The organism is Edaphobacter sp. (assembly GCF_035763405.1).
GTDB lineage: Bacteria > Acidobacteriota > Terriglobia > Terriglobales > Acidobacteriaceae > Edaphobacter.
Genome location: NZ_DASUBE010000098.1, coordinates 26,542 through 48,064, shown reverse-complemented (window position 1 = coordinate 48,064; position 21,523 = coordinate 26,542). Strand labels below are relative to the sequence as shown.

The 21,523-nt window shown below is 62.1% G+C and carries 11 protein-coding genes; 8 read left to right on the top strand and 3 right to left on the bottom strand.

Translation table 11 applies throughout. The features are described from left to right. Positions 1-193 precede the first annotated feature (193 nt). Together VFU66_RS10215 and VFU66_RS10210 are read left to right on the top strand one after the other, a co-directional pair. Complete coding sequence (locus VFU66_RS10215) at positions 194-11,089, top strand: pectinesterase family protein (RefSeq protein ID WP_326446143.1); 10,896 nt, start codon at positions 194-196, stop codon at positions 11,087-11,089. Between the two features lie 112 nt (positions 11,090-11,201). Next, positions 11,202-11,732 carry a PEP-CTERM sorting domain-containing protein gene (locus VFU66_RS10210; RefSeq protein ID WP_326446142.1) on the top strand — a complete coding sequence of 177 codons (531 nt, stop codon included), beginning with the start codon at positions 11,202-11,204 and terminating at the stop codon, positions 11,730-11,732. 237 nt (positions 11,733-11,969) lie between these two features. Here the strand turns inward: VFU66_RS10210 and VFU66_RS10205 are convergent, their stop codons facing one another. Genes VFU66_RS10205 through VFU66_RS10195 form a run of 3 tightly spaced genes read right to left on the bottom strand, consistent with a single transcriptional unit; the run spans position 11,970 to position 13,499 of the window. Next, the gene (locus tag VFU66_RS10205) at positions 11,970-12,314 is read right to left on the bottom strand and encodes a DUF488 domain-containing protein (protein WP_326446148.1); all 345 of its coding nucleotides are present in this window, start codon (positions 12,312-12,314) and stop codon (positions 11,970-11,972) included. Positions 12,315-12,342: 28 nt separating this feature from the next. After that, positions 12,343-13,062: an FAD-dependent oxidoreductase gene (locus VFU66_RS10200; protein WP_326446141.1), complete on the bottom strand. Its 720-nt coding sequence runs from the start codon at positions 13,060-13,062 to the stop codon at positions 12,343-12,345. 29 nt (positions 13,063-13,091) lie between these two features. Further along, complete coding sequence (locus tag VFU66_RS10195) at positions 13,092-13,499, bottom strand: cupin domain-containing protein (RefSeq protein WP_326446140.1); 408 nt, start codon at positions 13,497-13,499, stop codon at positions 13,092-13,094. Between the two features lie 259 nt (positions 13,500-13,758). On the opposite strand from VFU66_RS10195, the gene VFU66_RS10190 reads away from it, so the two are divergent. The 6 genes from VFU66_RS10190 (at position 13,759) to VFU66_RS10165 (ending at position 21,445) form a co-directional block, all read left to right on the top strand. Beyond that, positions 13,759-15,162 (top strand): dipeptidase, encoded by a 1,404-nt coding sequence (locus tag VFU66_RS10190; RefSeq protein ID WP_326446139.1) that lies wholly within the window; start codon positions 13,759-13,761, stop codon positions 15,160-15,162. Next, positions 15,162-15,752: a molybdenum cofactor guanylyltransferase gene (gene mobA, locus VFU66_RS10185; protein ID WP_326446138.1), complete on the top strand. Its 591-nt coding sequence runs from the start codon at positions 15,162-15,164 to the stop codon at positions 15,750-15,752. Before VFU66_RS10190 ends, mobA begins: the two co-directional genes overlap by 1 nt. Positions 15,753-15,777: 25 nt before the next feature. Further along, on the top strand, positions 15,778-16,695 hold the full coding sequence (locus VFU66_RS10180) for an ABC transporter ATP-binding protein (RefSeq protein WP_326446137.1): 918 nt from the start codon (positions 15,778-15,780) through the stop codon (positions 16,693-16,695). Between the two features lie 433 nt (positions 16,696-17,128). After that, positions 17,129-18,526: a sugar transferase gene (locus VFU66_RS10175; protein WP_326446136.1), complete on the top strand. Its 1,398-nt coding sequence runs from the start codon at positions 17,129-17,131 to the stop codon at positions 18,524-18,526. 157 nt (positions 18,527-18,683) lie between these two features. Further along, the gene (locus tag VFU66_RS10170) at positions 18,684-20,360 is read left to right on the top strand and encodes an NAD+ synthase (protein ID WP_326446135.1); all 1,677 of its coding nucleotides are present in this window, start codon (positions 18,684-18,686) and stop codon (positions 20,358-20,360) included. A gap of 41 nt (positions 20,361-20,401) precedes the next feature. Further along, positions 20,402-21,445, top strand: coding sequence for a DsbA family protein (locus tag VFU66_RS10165; protein WP_326446134.1), 1,044 nt, complete (start codon positions 20,402-20,404; stop codon positions 21,443-21,445). The last annotated feature ends 78 nt before the right edge of the window (positions 21,446-21,523 follow it).

The window sequence follows — 21,523 nt, the reverse complement described above, 5'->3', positions numbered from 1 at the left end:
AGTGACGAGATGTATCCGCGAAATGGATGGACCAGTGGTGTCTTCCTGAGAGACCGCTGTCTGGGTCGATGTGCCTGTTGGCGCGGCCCGGAGCAGGTGTTGCGGAGCGGAGGCGTGGCCGGAATCGGGGCGAAGCGGCTGTCCCGGTTTGTACCGTGATGGATTTCGTTGACGTGAAAGTGAGATTGACTCGATGAAGAAGTTGACCGCGCTGCGTGTGTGCCTGAGTGTTTCAGCGACTTTGCTAGCTGTTGCGATGGGTGGGTTTGCGGCGGATGCGTCTGCGCAGACTGCTCCGGTGGCGTTGCCCAATACGATGAGCACGATGGCGGGAGGCGGGGCGACGACGACTGTGGGCGCTCCGTGCGAGGCGGGCAGCCCGTATACGGCGACGGATGCGGTGGGCGATGGGTGTCCGGGAAGGCTGGCTTCGTTTGGCAGCGATGGGCGCGGCGGCCTGGTGGTGGATGGGCAGGGGAATGTCTTTGTCGGGGATGTGACGAACGAGCGGGTGCGGGAGATCAGTGCGCGCAGCGGGGTGGTGACGACGCTGGCGGGCGGTGCGGCGGCGTGCGGCGTGGCGAATGGGCAGCAGGATAAGTTTGGCGATGGATGTCCGCTGGCACAGACGGGCGGGTTCAACTCGCCACGCGGCGTTGGGATTGATGCGTATGGGAATGTGTTTAACGCGGGCTATAACGACCATGCGGTGAATATCTTTTGCCGGGCGGCTTCGCCGCTGTGCCCGAACGTGGCCGGGTCGAAGCTGGTGGGGTACATGTACCGGATTGCCGGGTGCGTGGCGGGTACGGGTTCGGGCGGTACGGCTGCGGCGGGGACGACGGCGGGCACGAGCGGTGATGGGACGGCTGCGAGTCCGTTTGGGAATCTGGCGGCGGATGTGGCGGCGTGGGGGACGGGCAGCGCTGGGTATGGGACGTGCTCGACTGCGCTGGGTGGGTTGAACGGCGCGCGCGGGATAGCGGCGGACCGCTACGGCAATGTGTATATCGCGGACACGGGGAATAATCGGTATCGCGTGGTGGTGGGACCGGCTTCGTATAACGGCGTGGCGAATCCGCTGGCGAGCGTGATTGCGCTGGACCCGGCGTATGGCTCGGTGACAGCGGCGACGGCGGCGGGAAGGATTTATCCGATTCTCGGCGGATTTACTGCTCCGGCGCAGGGTGCGGCGTGCGCGGGTACGGGCGGGGGGACGGCTCTGGATACGCGGGGCGATGGGTGCCCGTTTTATCAGACGACGGCGGGAAGCGGGCCGCAGGGCATTGCGGTGGATGCGTTTGGCAATGTGATCTTTGGCGATAACGGCAGCGTGCTGGTACGCGTGCTCTACATGGGCGGCGCGGCGATGGCGAATGCGATTACGGTGAATAATCCGGCGGTGACGACGCCGGTGGTGGGGTCGGTGTATGTGCTTGCGGGTGGTGGAAGCACGGGAGTGGGGCCGGCTCCGACGCGCGGGACGAGCACGATTGTGGACTCGAACATCTTCAAGATTGCGATTGGTCCGAATGGGAACCTGTTCATCGGGGATGGCTCGCAGGTTCTGTTCTACGACATGGCGACGGGATTTGTGCGCAAACTGTTTGCGGCCGGGCCGGTGTGCTCGGCGGCGCTGAATGCGATTGGCGATGGATGCCCGGCGAGTCAGGCGGCGTGGAGCGGCGGCTCGGGGTTGGGTGTGGGGCTTGATCCGGAGGGGAACCTCTATGTCACGGACACCGAGGCGAGTGTGCTGGTGCGGAAGATCTCGGCGGCGAGCCTGGTGCCGATTGCGACCGGTTCGAGTTTGACCCAGACGGTGACGCTGCATGGAGCAGTGGGAACGAGCGGCATGACGGCTGCGCTGGCGGGGGCTTCGCCGGATATTTCTGTTGGGAGTGTGAGTTGCGGCGCGGCGGCGGCGGATTTGACGATGGACTGCACGGTGCCGGTGACGTTTGCTCCGCATACGGCTGGGACGAGGGCAGCGACGCTGGTGGTGAGTGCGGCGGGCGGTTCGGCGAACCTGGCGCTGGCTGGTACGGCGATGGGGCCGGCGCTGGCGGTGGATTCAAGCGCGACTGCGACGACGACGCTTGGCTCGGGGATGAAGCCGGTCTCGGTTGCGGTGGATGGCGCGAGCAATGTGTATACGTTCGACGCGGCGGCGGGGAAGTTGACGGTCATCAGGGGCGGCGTGAGTACGCAGTTGGCAGCGACGCTGCCGGCGAATCCGGCGCAGATTGCGGTGGATACGGCGGGCAATATCTATGCTGTCGGGACGGGCGGCGGGGCGATTACGAAACTGACGCTGACCGGGCCCGGTACATATTCGGCGAGCACGATCAGCTATGCGCCGCCGGTGACTCCCGCGGCTCCGCAGGCGATTGCGGTGGATGGGCAGGGAGATCTTTACGTTGCCGACAAGACGAACGGGGCGGTGTATGAGATTGCGGCGGAGACTGCTGCGGTGTTCTCCGAGCCGATGACGGTGGTGGCGACGGGGCTTTCGAACCCGGTGGCGCTGGCGCTGGATGGGCAGGGAAATCTTTATATTGCCGACCAGGGGGCGGGGGCGGTGGATAAGGTCTCGGGCGCGGATGGTTCGCAGACGACGGTGATGAGCGGCGTGGCGCCGGTGGGCGTGGCGGGCGATGCGGCGGGCGATGTTTATGTTCAGGACAGCGGCACGGGGTCGGTGATTGAGGTGCCGGTCTCGGGGCCGAAGACGACGGTGTTGAGCGGGCTGACTGCGCCGACGGGGATTGCGGTGGATGGCAACGGCGTGCTGTACAGCGCGGACACGAACGCTGGCGGTGTGGTGGCGGTGCTGCGCAATCAGACTGCGTTTGATTTTGGCACGAGCATTACGGCGGCGTTCAACGGCACGGTGAGCAATGTGGGCAATGCCGCGGCGACGGGCTTCAGCCAGACGGACACAACGGACTTTCAGGTTGCGTCTTCGGGCGCGAATGGATGCGCGCTGGGCGCGACGTCGGTTGCGGTGGGAAGCTCGTGCACGGTGACGGCGAGTTTCACGCCTTCGGCAAGCGGGACTGGGCCGGTGTCGGATGTGCTGGGGCTGACTCCGGCGGCTTCGAGCACTGGATTGCTGACACTGACGGCGACGAAGACTGGTACGGTGACGACGACTACGACAGCGATCTCCGGACAGACGCCGGGGAGCCCGGTGTTTGCGGCGAGTGGGACGGAGGTCAGCTTTACGGTGACGGTAACGCCGAGTTCGGGATCGGTCTCGGGCACGAATGTTGAGGTGGTGGTGGATGGCGGGAGCCCGGTGCCGTATGTGCTCTCGGGGAACAGCGTGACGGTGGCGCTGAGCGGTTTGAGCGCGGGCAGTCACACGGTGACGGCGACGTATCCGACGCAGGCGGGGATTGTGGGGTCGGTGTCTTCGGCGACGGCGTTCTCGATTGCGCAGGCCGCGACTGCGGTGACGTGGACTCCGGCTGCGACCTCGCAGCAGGTGAGCAGCGCGATGGGCGTGGGTGTGTTGAATGCGTCTTCGGGCGGAGTGGCGGGGACGTTTGTGTATACGGCTACGCCTGCGGGCGGCGCGGCGATGACGGTGGATGCTTCGACGTATCTGCCGATTGGCACCTATGCGCTGGGTGTGACGTTTGTGCCGGCGGATGCGGTGGATTATGCGGGATCGACGGCGTCGGTTGCGAACTATGCGGTGACGAAGGCGGACACGACGGCGGCGGTGGGCGCGTCGCAGAGCGTGGTTGCGGCGGACGGCTCGGGGAACTACGCGACGGTGCAGGATGCGGTGAATGCGCTTTCGCCGACGGCAGGCGGTGCGGTTTATATCAAACCGGGAACGTATACGGGGTTTGTGACGGTCCGGTATCCGTATGTGTCGCTGCGTGGGCTGGGCGGGAATCCGTCGAACGTGGTGCTGACGAATGAGTGGGGCGCGTTTTCGGCTCCGTTCCTGAGCGGGCAGGGGCCAGGTAATGGCGGCGCGCAGGGTGATCAGGGGTCGAGCACGATGGTGGTGGCGAAGGGCGCGGTGAGTGGGACGACGTATACGCCGAACGCCTTCTATATGGAGAACGTGTCGGTGGCGAATACGTATGACACCGATGCGACGAACTCGAATACGAATGCGGTGGTGGGTGGCGTGTGCACGGCGGGGCAGGCGGCGAACAATAATCAAGCGCTGTTCAATTCGGGGACGCTGTGTAACTCGCAGGCGCTGGCTCTGTGGATTACGGCTGACCAGGCGGTGCTGAACAATGTGCAGTTGTCGAGCCTACAGGACACGTTGTATGCGGGCAGCCAGGGCTGCGGCGCGGTGTGCCAGTCGGCACGGCAGTACTTCTGGCGCGGGCGGATCAATGGTGATGTGGACTATATCTTCGGCGATGCGGCGGCGGTGTTTGATCGCACGGTGTTCTATACGGCGTATCACGGAACGGTGACGGGGACGGACACGATTGAGGCGCAGAACAAGAAGGCGCAGACGGGGAGCGCGTCCGATTATCTGAGCGGTTATGTGTTGAATCATGCGTATCTGCTTTCGCAGAGTGCGGGCATGACGAACCTGTTGTACGGGCGACCGTATGGGCAGTACTCGACGTACATCATGCTGAACAGCTTTGTGGACCAGGTGAATCCGACGGGATGGATTGAGTTCTCGAACGATACGAACCTGCCTACGTCTACTTACGGCGAGTTCAACACGATGCCGTATACGGACCCGGCTACGGGCGCAGTGGATGCGAATGGGTTTATCTATGCGGGTGCGGGCGGAAGCTCGGGCGCGGGAGTGGCGGGTGCGCGGGAGACGGTTTCGACGAGTCCGGGCACGCCGATGGCGTCTAATGCGGTGAAGACGAGTCTGACGGCGGCGCAGGCTGCGTTGTACTATCCGGTGGCGTTTCTTTCGACGACGGTGCTTGTGCCGAGTTCTCCTTTCGCGGGATTTGCGGCGAGCTGGGATCCGACGGCGGCGCTGGCGGCGAATGTGAATGCGTTTGTGCCGAGCGGTAGCAGCATTACGATTGCGCCGGGAAGCAGCGTGACGATTCTGGTGCGGCCGCAGACTCCGGGTGCGGGTTTGGTGCCGACGGGGAGCTACACGATTCTTGATGGCGGCACGGTGATCAACTCGGGGACGCTTGATGCAACAGGTGAGGCGTACTTCACGACGAGTTCGCTGACTGTGGGGACGCATAACATTACGACGACGTATGGCGGCGATGCGAACTTCAATGGCTCGTCGAGCGCGACGCCGTTTGTGATTACGGTTGCCGGGTTGCCGACGACGACGACTTCGTTGACTGCGAGCACGGCGGTGGCTGCGCCGGGGCAGTCGGTGACGTTGACGGCGACGGTTGTAGCTGCGAGCGGAACGCCGACTGGCTCGGTGACGTTTGCGACAGGTGGGACGACGCTGGGTACGATGGCGCTGCCTGCGAATGGAGTGGCGACGCTGGCGACGACGGCGTTGCCGCTGGGCGTGGATACGATTACGGCGACGTATAGCGGCGATGCGGGATTTGGCGGCTCGTCGGGTTCGACGACGGTGACGGTCGCGGGGCAGATGAGCTTCAGCGTGCCTTCGCTGTCGTTTGCGGCGCAGACGGATGGGACGAGTTCGGCTGCGGTTGCGGTGACGCTGACGAACAACACGGGCGCGGCTGTGAGTAGCGTTTCGATTACGGCGAGCGCGGGGTTCAGCATTGCGAGCAATACGTGCGGGACTAGTCTGGCGGCTGGCGCAGGCTGCTCGGTGGGCGTGGTTTTCTCGCCGGTGGTGGGTCAGTCGGGAACGGTGAGTGGGAGTCTGGCGGTGACGACTTCGGGCGGGAATGCTTCGCTGCCGCTCTCGGGCGTGGTTGCGGAGCCTGCTGCTCCGGCGGTGGCGACGGGCGATACGCGCATCGTGACCGAGCCGAGTTTTCCGGCGGCGTGCCAGGTGTTGACGTCGAGCTTCCATGATGTGAGTGGGGATGTTCCTGCATCGGTCGAGGCGGTGAGCACGAACCTGGACCAGACGCGGTTGCAGAATGCGCTGAATGCGTGCGCGGGCACGAACCAGTCGGTTGAGCTGGCGATGGATGCGAGCGGCAACGATGCGTTTTTGACTGGGCCGATTACGATTCCGAGCGGCGTGACGTTGCTGGTCGATCCGGGTGTGACGCTGTACTTCTCGCGCAACGCGCAGGACTACGACAAGGTGGCGGGTGTGCATACGTGCGGCACGGTGAACTCGTCGAGCAACACGGCGAGTTGCCAGAACCTGATCAGCATCAGCAATGCGAACAACACGGGCATCATGGGCTACGGCAAGCTGGATGGTCGCGGCGGCGATGTGGTGCTGAACAGCTTCCCAACGGCGGGCTTTGAGGGGACGACGGCGGGCAAGACGTGGTGGAACCTGGCGACCGATGCGGATGCGCTGGGCGCGAGCCAGCAGAATCCGCGCGGGATTCAGATCTCGAAGTCCACCAACATTACGCTGTACAAGATCACGTTCAAGAACGCACCGAACTTTCACGTGGCCATCAATACGGTGAACGGCTTGACGGTGTGGGGCATGAAGATTGTGACGCCGTATAACGCGCGTAATACGGACGGCATCGATCCGGGCAATGCGACGAATGTGACGATTCGTGACTCGTGGATTTCGGACGGCGATGACAATGTGGCAGTGGGCGCGCCGAATGCGGCGTCGGCGAATATCTCGGTGGTGGATAACCACTTCTTCGCGGGACACGGCGAGTCGATTGGAAGTTATACGACCGGCGGAGTGACGAATGTGCTGTTCGATCACAACCAGATGTATGGCGACGCGGATGTGGACGGGAGCAATTCGACGGCGATACGGATTAAGTCTGCCAATGATCGCGGGAATGTGGTGCAGAACATTCAGTACTCGAACTCGTGCTTTGTGAATCACGGCACGCAGATTCAGTTCACGCCGCTTTACAACACCAATCCGGGCACGCTGACGCCGAACTACAAGAACATTCTGTTGCAGAATTTGCGGTTCTCGAATGCGGGTAAGGTGGCGACGGGATCGGTGACGCTGCTGGGCGCGAGCAATAACGGGACGGTGAATCCGCTGGTGGTGACGCTCGACAACGTGACGTTTGATACGCTGGGCAGCTCGAATTTGATTGCGCCGAGCAATGCGCAGGTCACGCTTGGGCCGGGGCAGGTTTCGAGCAATCTGGTCTCGCTGCTTGCTCCTTATAACGGCGCGAACGGCAACGTGATTACAGACAATCGCACGGTGCCGACGCTGGCTGCGCCGGACTGCACGTTCACGTTCCTCGCGCCGGAGTTAACGGGGCCGCAAGGGAGCAATGAGGTGGTGACGGCTGGGCAGATTCCGACGGCGGTCGTGATTTTGACGCCTGCGGTGGCGGGGGCGAGTTATCCGTTCCCCACGGGCACGGTGACGTTGACCGATGAGAACGGCGCGAACGTTACGGCAAACCTTCCGGGAACGACGGACACGGTCTTTATTCCTATTCCGAATGCGGGTCCGGGGACGCATACGTATACGGCGAGTTATTCGGGCGATGCGAAGTATGCGGCGATTGCGAGCTTTGGCAGCTATGGCGTGACGGTGAACGCGGGAAGTCTGGCAGCGACGACTACGGCGCTTTCGGGTGTGCCTTCGACTTCGACGTATGGTGCGGGATTTACGGCGACAGTGACGGTTGCGGGATCGGCTGCGCCTTCGGGTTCGGTGTCGCTGCTGGTGAATGGCACGATCTACGCTACGGTTCCGTTGAGCGGCGGCAGCGCGTCGTATGCGTTCAACCTGACTCCGGGGAGCTATACGATTGGCGCGGTGTATGGCGGCGATGGTGCGAATGCGGGGTCGGTCTCGGCTGTGAGTTCGGTGACGATTGGCGGGGCAGAGACGGCGACGACGCTTCAGGCTTCGGCGACGACGGGGACGGTGGGATCGCCGATCTCGTTGACGGCGACGGTGACGTCTGCCGTGGGGACGCCTGACGGTAAGGTGAGCTTCAGCTACACGACAGGTTCGAATGCGACGCCAACGCTGGTGGGCAATGCGACCTTGAACAGCAATGGTGTGGCTGTGTTGAGCGCGCTGTTGCCGGAGGGCGTGGACAGCGTGACGGCGACGTATGCAGGCAGCGCGAATTTTGGCGGATCGACGTCGGGTACTCCGGTTGCGATTACGATCAATCCTGCGCCGCAGGTGCCGGTGTCGGCTGCGCCGGTGGCGCTGCCGTATACGGTTTCGACGATTGCCGGCGGCGCGAGTTCTTCGACGGCGAATACGACGTGCGTGGGCACGACGGATGCGTTTGGCGATGGATGCCAGGCTACCGCTGTGCAGCTTTCCGGTTCGGGTGCGGACTTGCGTAGCGTTGCTGTCGATCCGTTTGGGAATGTGTATTTCACGGACGCGACGGCGAAGATGGTTCGTAAGATTTCGACTAATGGCGTGGTCTCGGATTTTGCCGGGTATGTCTCGGGCAGCTCGTGCGTGCCGACGGCGACAGTGGGTTGCGCGCCGACACAGGTGAAGCTCTCGGGCAAGCCGCGCGGCATTTATGCGGACCAGCTTGGCAACTTGTTTATTGCGGGATATGGCGATAACAAGGTGCAGGAGGTGAAGGCGGCTGATGGCCTGATGTATCTGATTGCGGGCACGGGCAGCGGGCCGGCGAATACGACCGATGCGGCAGGCGATGGCGGCCAGGCTGCGAGCGCGTTGCTGAAGGGACCGCGCGGTGTTTGGACCGATGCGGCAGGGAATATCTATATTGCGGACTCGGGCGACAACCGCGTGCGCGAGGTGTTCAATCCGGCTTCGGGGTTTGCTGAGGCCGGAGTGATCCAGACGATTGCCGGGACCGGCACGAACTCTTCGACTGGCGACAGCGGACTGGCGACGGCGGCGACGATCTCGAACCCGCAGGGCGTGGCGGTGGATGCGAATGGGAATGTGTTTATCGCGGAGTCGTCGCATGTGCGGGCGGTGTGCGTGACGTGCACTGCGGGGACGGGGCTTTACAGCCTGCTGAACAAGCTGGGCGTGGCTGCGCCGGTGAATGGAAATATCTATACGGTTGCGGGTACGTCGAGCACGTCGAACAGCACGCTGGCGGCTGGTTTGGCCACGACGGTGAACATGGGGCCGCAGAAGATTGCGTTTGATGCGGACGGGAATCTGTATATTGCGGACTCGGCCAATAACGTGGTGTGGTTTGAGGACACGCGCACTGGCTATACGCGAGTGATTGCAGGCGGAGGGTCGGCAACGACGTGCAGTGCGTCGGCGATCGGCGATGGGTGCAAGGGAACGCAGGCGGTGGTCGGCTCGGCTGGCGGCAATGGTTTTGGGCTGGCGCTGGACCACGAAGGAAGCCTGTATATCAGCGACTCGACGAACTGGAGGATTCGCAAGGTCTCGAATGATTTGCGCTTTGCTTCAACGGCGGTCGGCACGCCGGTGAGCCAGACGATTCAGATGCACTTTGTCGCGGGCGATTTGCCGGTGAGCACGACGCTGGCTTCAGCGAACTTCAGCCTGGCGGCTGCGGGTTGCGTGGTGAACGCGGCGGACAATACGGATGACTGCACGTACACGGCGACCTTCAACCCGTCTGCTGCAGGCGCGCGGACTGCGCCGCTTGCGGTTGCGACGGCGCTCGGACATCCTGCGAGCTTTGGGCTGACGGGCTTTGGTGTGGGTGCGGGTGCAACGCTTGATCCGGCGCAGCAGTTGACGGTTGGGCAGGGGATGCAGGTGAATGCGGCGGCGGTTGATGATGCGGGGAATGTCTACGTTGTCGATGGCGCGAGCAGGCAGGTGCTGAAGTTTGCGCCGGGAGCGAGTGGCGCTTCGGCTCCGTTTGTCAGCCTGGGAACGTTTACGAATCCGGCGGCGGTGGCGGTAGATGCGAGCGGCAATGTGTATGTGGCTGATGCAGCGACGGGTTCGGTGACGCAGATTGGGCCGTCGGGTGTTTCGGCGACGCTGGCCACGGGCTTTAGTTCGCCTGTGGGACTGGCGGTGGATGCGCTGGGCAATCTGTATGTCTCGGATGCAGCGGTGAAGACGGTGACGGAGATTGGCTCGAACATGGTGGCTTCGAGAGTGATTGCAAGCGGTTTGGCTGCGCCTGCGGGGCTTGCGGTGGATGCGGGCGGTAATGTCTTTGTTGCGGACACGACGGCGGGCGCGGTTTATCGCTACGATGCGCAGACGTTGACACGCAGCACGGCGACGACAGCGTCGAGCGCGCCGGTGGCGGTTGCTGTGGATGCGGCGGGCAATCTGCTGGTTGCTGACGGCGGCACGGGGACGATTGTTGCTGTGCCTGCGAGCAGCGGCAGTGGGGCGTTTACGGTGGCGACTGGCGTGGCGGCGAAGGCGCTGGCGCTGGATAGCGCGGGCAATGTCTACACTGGGTTGGCTGCGGGGCAGGTGCTGGAGCTGGAACGCACGCAGGTGGTGACGGCGTTTGCGTCGAGTATGGCAGCGCCGGTGACGGTGAACATGCTTTCGACCGGGAATGTCGCTGCGAGTTTGACGATGAACGATCCGGACCAGGTGAACTTTGCGCTTTCGCCGGTTGCTTCGTCGGACTGTGGCGTGGCTGGGCCCATCACGATTGCGGTAGGTGGCGTTTGCCAGTTCACGTCGAAGTTCACGCCTGCTTCTCATCTGGACTTTACCAACACGGTGACGTTTGCGGGTAATGTGGCCGGGCTTCAGATTGTGCAGACGGGGGACAACGCTCCGATTCCCGGCACGGTGGTGCTGGTGACGACGGCTACGCTGACCAAAGTGGATGGCGGGTATCAGGCGGTGGTCACGGTTACGAACAATGGCACGGGCACGGCGCAGAACGTGATGTTGACGAACGCGACGATCGCTTCGGTGACGGGGACGCCACTGCCGATTTCGCTGGGCTATATTGCGCCCAACGGTGGAACGGCGGTGGCGACGGTGACGTTCCTCGGTACGCCGGGAGCGTCGGGCACGCACGCGGCTGAACGCTACTTGGGGACGTATACGGGAGGGACGTTCGGCGGAAGCATCCGGGCGACGCTTCCGTAGACGTGCAGCCCGGCGTGAGCCGAGGCGAAACGCAAATTCCCTTCGGGAGTGACAACAAAAGAGTGGTTGGGATTGAACGAAACTGAGATGAAAGCAGGGAAATGAGATGACGATGAAAACAATGATCCTTACACTTGCACTTTTTGCGTTGACTGCCTTTGGACTGCCTGCGGCGAGTTTTGCGGACAGCATTCACCTGACGCTGTCTGCGCCGACGCTATCTGGCGCCCCGGGCGATACGGTTACGTTTGACGCGACGGTGACTGCTCCGCTGACGAATGCGGTGGCGGTGTTTTTGAATAGCGACAGTTTTAATTTAGATACGCCGCTGACGCTGGACGACAGCGACTTCTTCAACCTGCCGCTGAGCCTGAATCCGGGCGACAGCTATACCGGCGCACTTTTTACGGTGAGCATTCCGAATGGAGCGTCGTTAGGCGCGTACCTGGGGTCGTTTGCGATTCTTGGCGGCGCGGATGGTGGGGTTCAGGATTTGCTCGCTTCGGCATCGTTTACGGTGGATGCTGCGACGGCGACGAGCGCGGTGCCGGAGCCGGGGAGCTTTGTGTTGATGGCGATGGGGCTGGGAGCGATGGCGGTTATCGGCAAGAAGCGGCGCTGGATGTATGAGCGGCGCAGTTAGAGTCTGTGTGCGGGATGAGTTGTGGGTGAAGGGTTAGAAATACGGGGGTCTCTCCACTGCGGCGGCAAAAAGCGTCGCCTTCGGTCGAGATGACGTGCGTTTGTGGCCTGACAAACAACGATCCCCATGGTCGAGATGACGTGCGTCTTGTGTTGGGAGTGGCGCTGGACCCCACCTTAGGCGCGATGAAGCTGCGCCGAAGATGGGGCACCCGACGGCGCTTTCGGTTAGATACTTCTACCTGCTGAGGAGTTCCTGGAGGACGACGGCCTGGTTGTGCTGTTCGTCCTTTGCGCCGTAGACGAGGGTTGCGGGACCTTTTTCGAGGGCTTGTCTGAGCAGCGAGAGCTGGGGTTGGTTATGCCGGAGTTCGGCGCGGTAGCGGGCGCGGAACTCGGGCCAGCGCGCGGGGTCGTGGCCGAACCATTTGCGCAGCTCGGTGCTGGGGGCCACGTCTTTGAGCCACAGGTCGATGTGGGCTTCCTCTTTGGTGAGGCCGCGCGGCCAGACGCGATCGACGAGGATGCGCTTTCCGTCGGACCTGGCGGGCTGGTCGTAGACGCGCTTGAGTTTTACAGTCATGGTCACGGTCCCTCCTAGAGGAAAGGTCTCAGTAGCCGGAAAACTCTTCGGCGCGAACATTGGCAGAGTTGACACCGGCCTGCGTGAGCATGCTCTGCATGGCGCCGACCATCTGCGGGGGGCCGGAGATGTAGTAGATGGGAAGGCGCAGATCGCCGATGGTCTCGGCGAGCATAGCCTGGTTGATGAGGCCGGTTTTGCCGTGCCACGCCTGGGATGATTTCTCCATCTTCGTCATGGTGGCAACGAGGGTGAAGTTGGGATTGGCTTTCTGCGCCGTGTTGAAGTCCTGGAGAAAAGCGGCGTCCTCGGGGCGGTGGTTGGAATAGAAGAGGATGAGTCTTTGGGAGAGTCTGTCGCGTGTGGCCTGGAGGACGATGCTGCGGACCGGCGTGATGCCGATGCCGCCGGTGAGAAAGACGGCGGGGACGTTGGTGTCTTGGTGGAGCGTGAGCTCGCCCCATGGGGCGTCCATGACGAGCTCGGCGCCGAGGGGAATGATTTTGAGGCTGCGTTTGAAGGCGGTGTCGCGCATGCGGGTGGCGATGACGAGGTCGTCCTCGTAGGGCGCACTGGCGAACGAGAAGCTGCGTTTGTTGCCCTCGGCATCGGTCTCGGGCGGATTGGGGAGAACGAAGTCTCCGGCCTGACCGGGAACAAAGGTGAAGTCGGAGGGTTTGCTGAAGTGGAAGGCCATGGTGCCGGCGGCTACTTCCTTGCGTTGCTTTAATTTGATCGTGAGCGGCACGGATGCTCCTTACGGATGGATGGTTGAGGTTAGGTGCCGTAGCCTCTGTGCTTCATGGCGGCCAGTTCTTCGGTGCTAGGCCATGAGATGGTGAGCAGGAAGGCGGAGTCGCCTACAGCTTCGACATCGTGACGGATGGAGGCGGCGAGGGTGAAGAGATTGCCGGCGCCGAGCTCGTGGGGCTTGCCTGCAACGCTGAAGCGGACCTTGCCCTTGAGTACATGGACGGAGATGGTGCCGTCAGCGTGGTGTTCTTTAATATGGGCACCGTTTTCGAGCGTGATGAGGACGACGCGGAAATCGTGTTTCTTGAAGAGAGTTTTGGCGTGATGGCCGGATGGCCAGGGCTTCTTCTGCTCGGCCTCGGCGATCTCGTGGGTCAGGTCAAATTGCGCCATTTTGTCGATCATGGTGCCGTCGTCGAGGGATGTGGTCATATGTTGGGTCGCTCCTTTGTGATGTGCCAAGTTTACGCCTGCTTTCTGTTGGATGCGGTGCGCGGCGAGGATGGTGCTGAAGCTTCTTGTATCGGCTTGCTGAGAGGAGATACGGGAATCTCCCCACTGCGGCGGCAAAAGCGCCGCCTCCGGTCGAGATGACGTGGTTTTGTGGGGCGGCGCGAGATGATGGCAAGGTTTCATATACTTGTGTCTCGCGCGAGTAGCGGTTTGCGCGGGAAGTTTTGGGGAGTGATCGATGACGGCGAATAGTGTTGATGCGGCGGTGGGGTTTGTGCGGGAGAACCGTGCGCGGTTTGTGGAGGAGCTGAAGGCGCTGCTGAGGATTCCTTCGATCTCGACGCTGCCGGAACATGCGGGCGATGTACGGAGGGCGGCGGAGTTTGTGGCAGCAGAGTTGCGATGCATTGGGATGGAAAATGTCCGGCTGGTGGAGACGTCGACGGCGAAGCATCCGGGCGGGCATCCGCTGGTGTATGCGGACTGGCTTCATGCGGCCGGCAAACCGACTGTTCTTTGCTATGGGCACTACGATGTGCAGCCGCCTGATCCGCTGGACGAATGGAAGTCGCTGCCGTTTGAGCCGGAGGAGAGGGACGGGAACATCTACGCTCGTGGTGCGGTGGACGACAAGGGGCAGATGTGGATGCACGTGAAGGCTCTGGAGGCGTTGATGGCGGCCGGCGGCGGCAAGTTGCCGGTGAATGTGCGGGTGATTGTCGAAGGCGAGGAAGAGGTGGGCGGTGAGGGGATTGCCGCGTTTGTGCGCGAGCATGGCGACCAGTTGAAGGCGGATGTGGCGCTGGTTTCAGACACGGAGATGTTTGCGCCGGAGCTGCCGACGTTGTGCGTGGGGCTGCGCGGGATGATCTATACGGAGATTGAGGCGCGCGGGGCGCGGACGGACCTGCACTCGGGGATGTACGGCGGGGCGGCGCCGAATCCGTTTGTCGCGCTGGCTGAGGTGATTGCGAAGCTGAAGGACGCGGACGGGACGATTCTGATTCCCGGGTTTTATGACAACGTGAAGAAGCCGACGGATGCGGAGTTGAAGGCGTGGAAGGCGCTGCCGTTTGATGAGGAACACTACCGGGAGACGGAGGTTGGGTCAGTTTCGCTGACGGGCGAGCCGGGCTACAGCGTGCTGGAGCGAACGTGGGCGCGGCCTACTCTGGACGTGCATGGGATGCCTGGCGGGTTTACCGGCGCGGGTGCGAAGACGGTGATTCCGGCGCGGGCACTGGCCAAGGTGAGTATGCGGCTGGTCCCGGACATGACGCCTGCGGAGGCTTTCGCCAAGTATAAGTCGTATGTGGAGTCGATCTGCCCGAAGGGGATTGTGCTGGAGGTGCGGCTGATTCACTCGGGCGACCCGATTGTGGTGAGTACGGACAACGCCTATGTGCGGGCCGCGACCGGGGCGATGCGCGAGGTCTTCGGCACGGAGACGGTGTTTGTGCGCGGAGGCGGGTCGATCCCGATTGTGGGGGACTTTGAGCGGGAGTTGAAGACGCCGACCGTGATGATGGGCTTCGGGCTGCCGGACGACAATCTTCATGCACCGAATGAGAAGTTTCATCTGGCGAATTTTTATCGGGGGATTGAGTCGATTGTGCGGTTCCTTGCAAGTATGGGGGCTTGATGGGCGCGCGGGTGCAGGCGGTGGGTGGGTATGTGCTGGCAGGCGGCAAAAGTTTGCGCATGGGGCGGGACAAGGCGCTGCTGGTGCTGGAGGGCGAGCCGCTGGTGGCTCGATGTCTCCGTAAGTTGCACGAGGTTTGCGCCGAGGTAGCGATTGCAGGGGGAGCTGAGGAGTTGGCGCGGTTCGGGCGGGTTGTCACCGATGCGGCGCCGGGGTGCGGACCGCTGGGCGGGATTGTTGCGGCACTTGCGGAGAGCCGGTTCGAGTGGAACGTGTTTGTGCCGGTGGATGTGCCGTTTGTGCCGGTGTTGTGCCTGAATGAGTTGATCGCAGCGGCGATGGATTCTGGGGAGGCGGTGATGGCTCGGGTGGATGGGAAGCTGCAACCGCTGTGTGGGGTTTATCCGAAGACGATGCTGCTGGCGTTGCAGCGGGAGCTTGCTGAAGGGCGATGGAAGGTGGCGCAGGCTGTTGCGGCCGCCGGGCCAGTGCGGATGGTGGACTTTGCTGATGCAGAATGGTTTCGCAATGTGAATACGCTGGAAGAGTTTGTGGCTGCGCAGGGGAACGTAGACACGGCGATGGGTTAGGCTGGAGGCAGGCGGGATTGCGGCGATGGCGGAACCGGACGATCAGGTCAAACAGAATGGTGTAGACGGTGCCGCTGCGCCGCTGCTGGATGACGTGTCGGCTGAGGTGGCTCCTGTGGTCGAGGAGTTTATGGAGCAGGCGGCGCAGCAGAATGAGGCTGCCGCCGATGCCGTGCCAGAGGTTCGGAACAAGCCGAGGTCGTACATTTCCTTCGAGCATGTCTATAAATCCTTTGGCGACTTTGTGGTGCTCGAAGATGTAAGTTTTTGCGTAAATCCTGGCGAGACGCTGTGCATTCTGGGACGGAGCGGCGTGGGTAAGTCCGTTTCGCTGCAGATGATTATGGGATTTTTGAAGCCGGACAGAGGCATGATTCGCGTCGCAGGTGAAAACATTTGCGGTTATAGCGAGCGAGAGATGCAGGAGATCCGCCGCAAAGTGACGATGGTCTTTCAGAACGGGGCGCTGTTCGACTCGATTTCTGTCGGCGAGAATGTGGCGTTTCCGATGCGCGAGCGCGGGGACATGGAGGAAGACCAGATTTTGCAGGTAGTGAAGGGGCTGCTGGAGATGGTGGGCGTGGCGGGGATGGAGGACCTGCTGCCTTCGGACCTTTCTACGGGGATGAAGCGTTCGGTGGCGATTGCGCGGGCGCTGGCAGCGCAGCCGGAGGCGGTGCTGTACGACGAGCCGACGACGATGGTCGATCCACTGATGGCGCATTTGCTGGGCAATCTGATCGAGCGGTTGAAGCAGCAGCTTCATCTGACGAGCATCGTGGTGACGCACGATATGCGCCTGGCCAAGAAGCTGGCCGACCGGGTAGCGTTTCTGAGCGCGGGGAGGGTGGTTTTCTTCGGGACGATGAAGGAGATGGAGAAGAGCGAGGACCCGACGGTGCAGGAGTTTCTAACGCTGGACGAGCTGGTGATGCCCGTTTAGGGACAGTTACTACCCAAAAGCCGTAGCCGGGTGGCGCGGGGATTGAACAGTTTGGTACGTCGTTTGCGTCATGGTTTAGGTTTCGGTGTCATGTTAGAGTGGAAACACGGTATTCTTTCCGCAGCAAGAGTCCGGGCTCCCTGAAGATTTGCACCTCCCCTGAGTCAAAAGAGAACTTCAGGAAACAAAACCCTCCACAGTGTGTTCGTTATTTGTAGCAATGTAAATTTTTGACGGTAGGGTGAACCCCGGGAATTTTCTGGCATCTTACCGTGTTGAGAAGCCCAGGGAATTTTGTGTAGAGAGGCGTTCGCTCATGGCGACACCCGATTACCTGCAACAAGTCATTGTTTCAGGCCGAGCGCGAACTGCGAGAGACAGAAGGGCCGCCAGTCATAGTCTGGGCTGGTTCCGTCGCCCATCTGTAACGAGCATGGTGTGGGCTTCGCTGGATATTCTCACGGTGGTGGCGGCTGCGATTCTCGCGTTGCGTCTCCGGACGGTGTTGCCGGATGAAGTGCCGGCGCTGTATGTGGTTCCCCACCTGATTCAGTCCTCTCCTCGGATGCTGTTCTTTTATATTGGCTGGTTTGCGGTGTGCCTGGTGTTCTTTACGCGGTCGTATGGGCTGTATGGGCCGATCCAGAACCGGAGCGGCCTGCATGAGCAGCGCATGACGATGCAGGCTACGCTGACCTCGGGACTGCTACTGTGTGGGACGCTGTATCTTTCGAGCGGAGAAGATATTTCGCGGGTTGTGATTGCGCTGGTGGTGGTGTTGTCGGCGATGCTGCTGTGCGTGCGGCGGGCGCTATGGCGGCGGCTGGCTTATCGGCGTTTCCGGGACGGTATTGAGACGCGCAATGTGCTGATTGTGGGGGCGGGGCGCGTGGGATATGCGCTTCGAAATCACCTGGAGTCGTTGCAGCATCTTGGATTCCGCTTCAAGGGTTTTGTGGCGCTGACGGAGCGTGAGGCGGAGTCGGGCGACGCGGAGGTGATTGGCGATGTGCGGAATTGCCTTTCGCTGGCGCGGTCGCTGTTTGTAGATGAGATCTTTTTCTCGGTGCCGGCGGAGAAGAAGCTGGTCATCAAGATGGTGGAGGAGGCGCGCGCGGCGGGCATTGACGTGCGCGTGGTTCCGGATATGTACGACGGCCTGGCGTGGAATGCGCAGGTGGAGTACATCGGCCAGTTCCCGACGATCCCGCTACACCGGAAGGACTTTCCGATGGGCGCGTTTCTGCTGAAGAGGGCGCTGGATACGACGCTTTCGGCGCTGGCCCTGGTGGTGCTCTCGCCGGTGATGGCGGCGATTGCGATTGCGGTGAAGATGGACTCGGACGGGCCGATGTTTTACAAGGCGCAGCGGATTGGTCGGAAGGGTCGCACGTTTACCTGCTACAAGTTCCGCACGATGGTGCAGGACGCCGACCGGCTGAAGGCCGAACTGGAGCACATGAACGAGCGGGACGGCATCCTGTTCAAGATTGCGAAGGACCCCAGGATTACGCGGCTGGGAGGCTTTTTGCGGAAGTATTCGCTGGATGAGCTGCCGCAGTTTTACAACGTGCTGCGCGGTGACATGAGCCTGGTGGGACCGCGGCCTCCGATGGCGGCCGAGGTGGAGCAGTACGATCTGGCGCATCTGCGGCGGCTGGATGTGCTGCCGGGGATTACGGGGCTGTGGCAGGTGGAGGCGCGGCAGGATCCTTCGTTCGACAGCTATATCTCGCTGGACACGGCGTATGTGGAAAACTGGAGCCTGTTGATGGATCTGCGGATTCTGGCGCGCACGGTGGGCGTGGTGGTGAGCGGGACCGGGTCTTAGTTTGGTGTTCCGAAGTTCGCGGCATCATCCGAAATCCTCAACCGCAGGTCCTTCGACTTCGCTTCTCGCGATAAAACCGCGAGAAGCTGCGCTCAGGATGACAACGCTATTCTCTTGCGAACTTCAGGGACAGGCATCAAGGCGGTAGACTGGAAGCGTGAAGATTGCGCTTGCACAGATGAACCCGACGGTGGGGGACTTCGCCGGGAATACGAAGAAGATTCTTGAGTTTGCATCGCGCGCGGAAGCTGAGGGCGCAGGGTTAGTGGTGTTTCCGGAGCTTGCGGTGTGCGGGTATCCTCCGGCTGACCTGCTGGAGAAGGCTGCGTTTGTGGCGCGCGCGGGACGGGCGGTGGACGAGATCGCCCAGTGGACCGCTGTACCGGGGCGTCCGGCGGTGCTGTGCGGGGCGGTGATGCCGTCGTCGTCGTCCGTGGGCAAGCAGGTACGGAATGTGGCTGTACTGCTCGACAGGGGGAAGATTGCGTTTGTGCAGCAGAAGATGCTGCTGCCGTTCTACGACGTGTTCGATGAGCAGCGCTACTTCGAGCCAGCGGCGGAGCAGGCGCTGACATGCGTCGGCGGAGAGCCACTGGCGATTACGATCTGCGAGGATGCGTGGAACGATAAGGGATTCTGGCCACGGCCGATGTATCGCGTCGATCCGGTGGAAGTGCTGATGAAGGAGTGGGCGAGTCAGTCGAAGGGGTTGTCTGCGAGGCCGCGCGTGATTGTGAACATCTCGGCTTCGCCTTATTGGCAGGGCAAGCAGCAGGTGCGCGAGAAGATGCTGGCGGCGCTGGCGGAACGGCATGGCGCCACGGTGGCGATGGTGAACCAGATGGGCGGCAACGACAGCCTGGTGTTCGATGGGGCTTCGCTGGTGATTCGCCCCGATGGGGCGGTGGCGGCGCGCGGGGCTGCATTTGCGGAAGACCTGATTGTCTTCGACACGGAGCGGCTTGAGGCGTTGCCGGAGGTTGCGCGTGACGAAGTGGCCGACATGTGGAAGGCACTGGTGCTGGGCACGCGAGATTATGTGAGGAAGTGCGGCTTTAGCAAGGCGCTGGTGGGTTTGAGCGGAGGGATTGATTCGGCGCTGGTGGCGGCGGTGGCGGTCGAGGCGCTGGGCGCGGAGAATGTGGTGGGCGTGGGGATGCCAAGCGAGTACTCGTCGCTGGGGTCGATTGAGGACGCGCGCAGGCTGGCGAAGCACCTGGGGATCCGATTTGAGCTGCTGCCGATTCACGATGTCTTTGCGCAATACAGGGAGGTGTTGGCGCCGCTGTTTGAAGGCACGGCGTTCGGGCTGGCGGAGGAGAATCTGCAGTCGCGGATTCGTGGCGCGCTGCTGATGGCGATCTCGAACAAGTTCGGCGCGCTGGTGCTGACGACGGGCAACAAGAGTGAGATGTCCACGGGGTATTGCACGCTTTACGGCGACATGGTGGGTGCGCTGGCGGTGATTGGCGACGTGATGAAGACGAAGGTGTATGCGCTGAGCAGGCATGTGAACCGCACCGCGGAGGTGATTCCGTGGGCGACGATTGAGAAGCCTCCTTCGGCGGAACTGCGGCCGGAGCAGCGCGATACGGACTCGCTGCCGCCGTATGAGGTGCTGGACCCGATGCTGGAGGCGTATGTGGAGCGGTACTTGTCGGCGGAGCAGATTGCTGAGGAGCAGAATGTGGATGTTGCGCTGGTGCGGTCGGTGATCCAGTTGGTGGAGCGCAGTGAATACAAGCGGCAGCAGGCGGCTCCGGTGCTGAAGGTGACGAGGAAGGCCTTCGGCATGGGACGCCGGTGTCCCATTGCGGTCAAAGTTCAGGTTTAATAGAGAGGCCGCCCGTCGCGGGCCGCGGAGGAAGGGTACTTTTGAAGAATTCATTTTGGATGATCGCGGGTTTGACGTTGGCTTTTGGCGCTACGATGGTGGCCGGGGCCCAGACTAGTACAGGTGCGGCGGCGACAGCGGCGAAGCCTGCTCCTCCTTTGCAGTTGCAGAACCTTACGCCTGAAGGGCCGCCGAAGGACCCGTTCCCGCCGGCAAACCCGAAGTACTTTACCGCGACTTCGCCGACCACCGAGACGGTGAATGCATTTCTGAAGGCTCTGTGGGGCTACGATGTGAACCGCATCTGGCGCGTGGAGGCGATTCAGAAGACACAGGCTCCGGATGTGGCGAAGGTGATTGTGTTTGTCTCCGCGAAGACGGCGAACGCGAAGGTGCAGACGACGGAGTTCTTTGTGACTCCGGACGGCAAGCACGCGATTGCCGGCGACACGGTGATCCCGTTCGGCGCGACGCCTTTTGCAGACGCGCGTAAGGCGCTGGAAGCGCGCGCGGATGGAGCCTATCGCGGCTCGGCTGACAAGAATGGACTGATGCTGGTGGAGTTTGCCGATCTGGAGTGTCCGCATTGCAAGGACGCGCAGGGCACAATGAGCCAGTTGGCGAAGGACTATCCGAATGCGAGGATTGTCTTTCAGAGTTTTCCGTTGACGGAGATTCATCCCTATGCCTTCAAGGCGGCGGCTTATGGATACTGCGTCCAGAAGCAGAAGAACGATGCGTTCTTCGATTATGCGGACGGGGTGTTCAATACGCAGGCCAGCCTGAACGCGGAGACGGGAGATGAGACGCTGAAGAATGCCGTGGTCAAGGCCGGGCTGGACCCGGCTGCGATTGCGACGTGCGCGGACTCGCAGGCGACCAAGGACGAGGTGAATGCCTCGATCAAGCTGGCGCAGGACCTGGGCGTGGACCAGACGCCGATGCTGGCGGTGGACGGCCATCTGCTGCCACTGACGCAGGTTCCGTATGAGACGCTGAAGACGATCATCAATTATCAGGCGTCGATGGACGGCGTGAGCACGGGGGCTGCGGCTGCTTCGTCGGCTCCGGCTCTGACGAAATAACTGTTACGGACTTTGGCAAAGGCCGTCAGCCTGAAGTGAGGCTGACGGCCTTTTTACTGTCTGTCGGCAGGGTTCGGA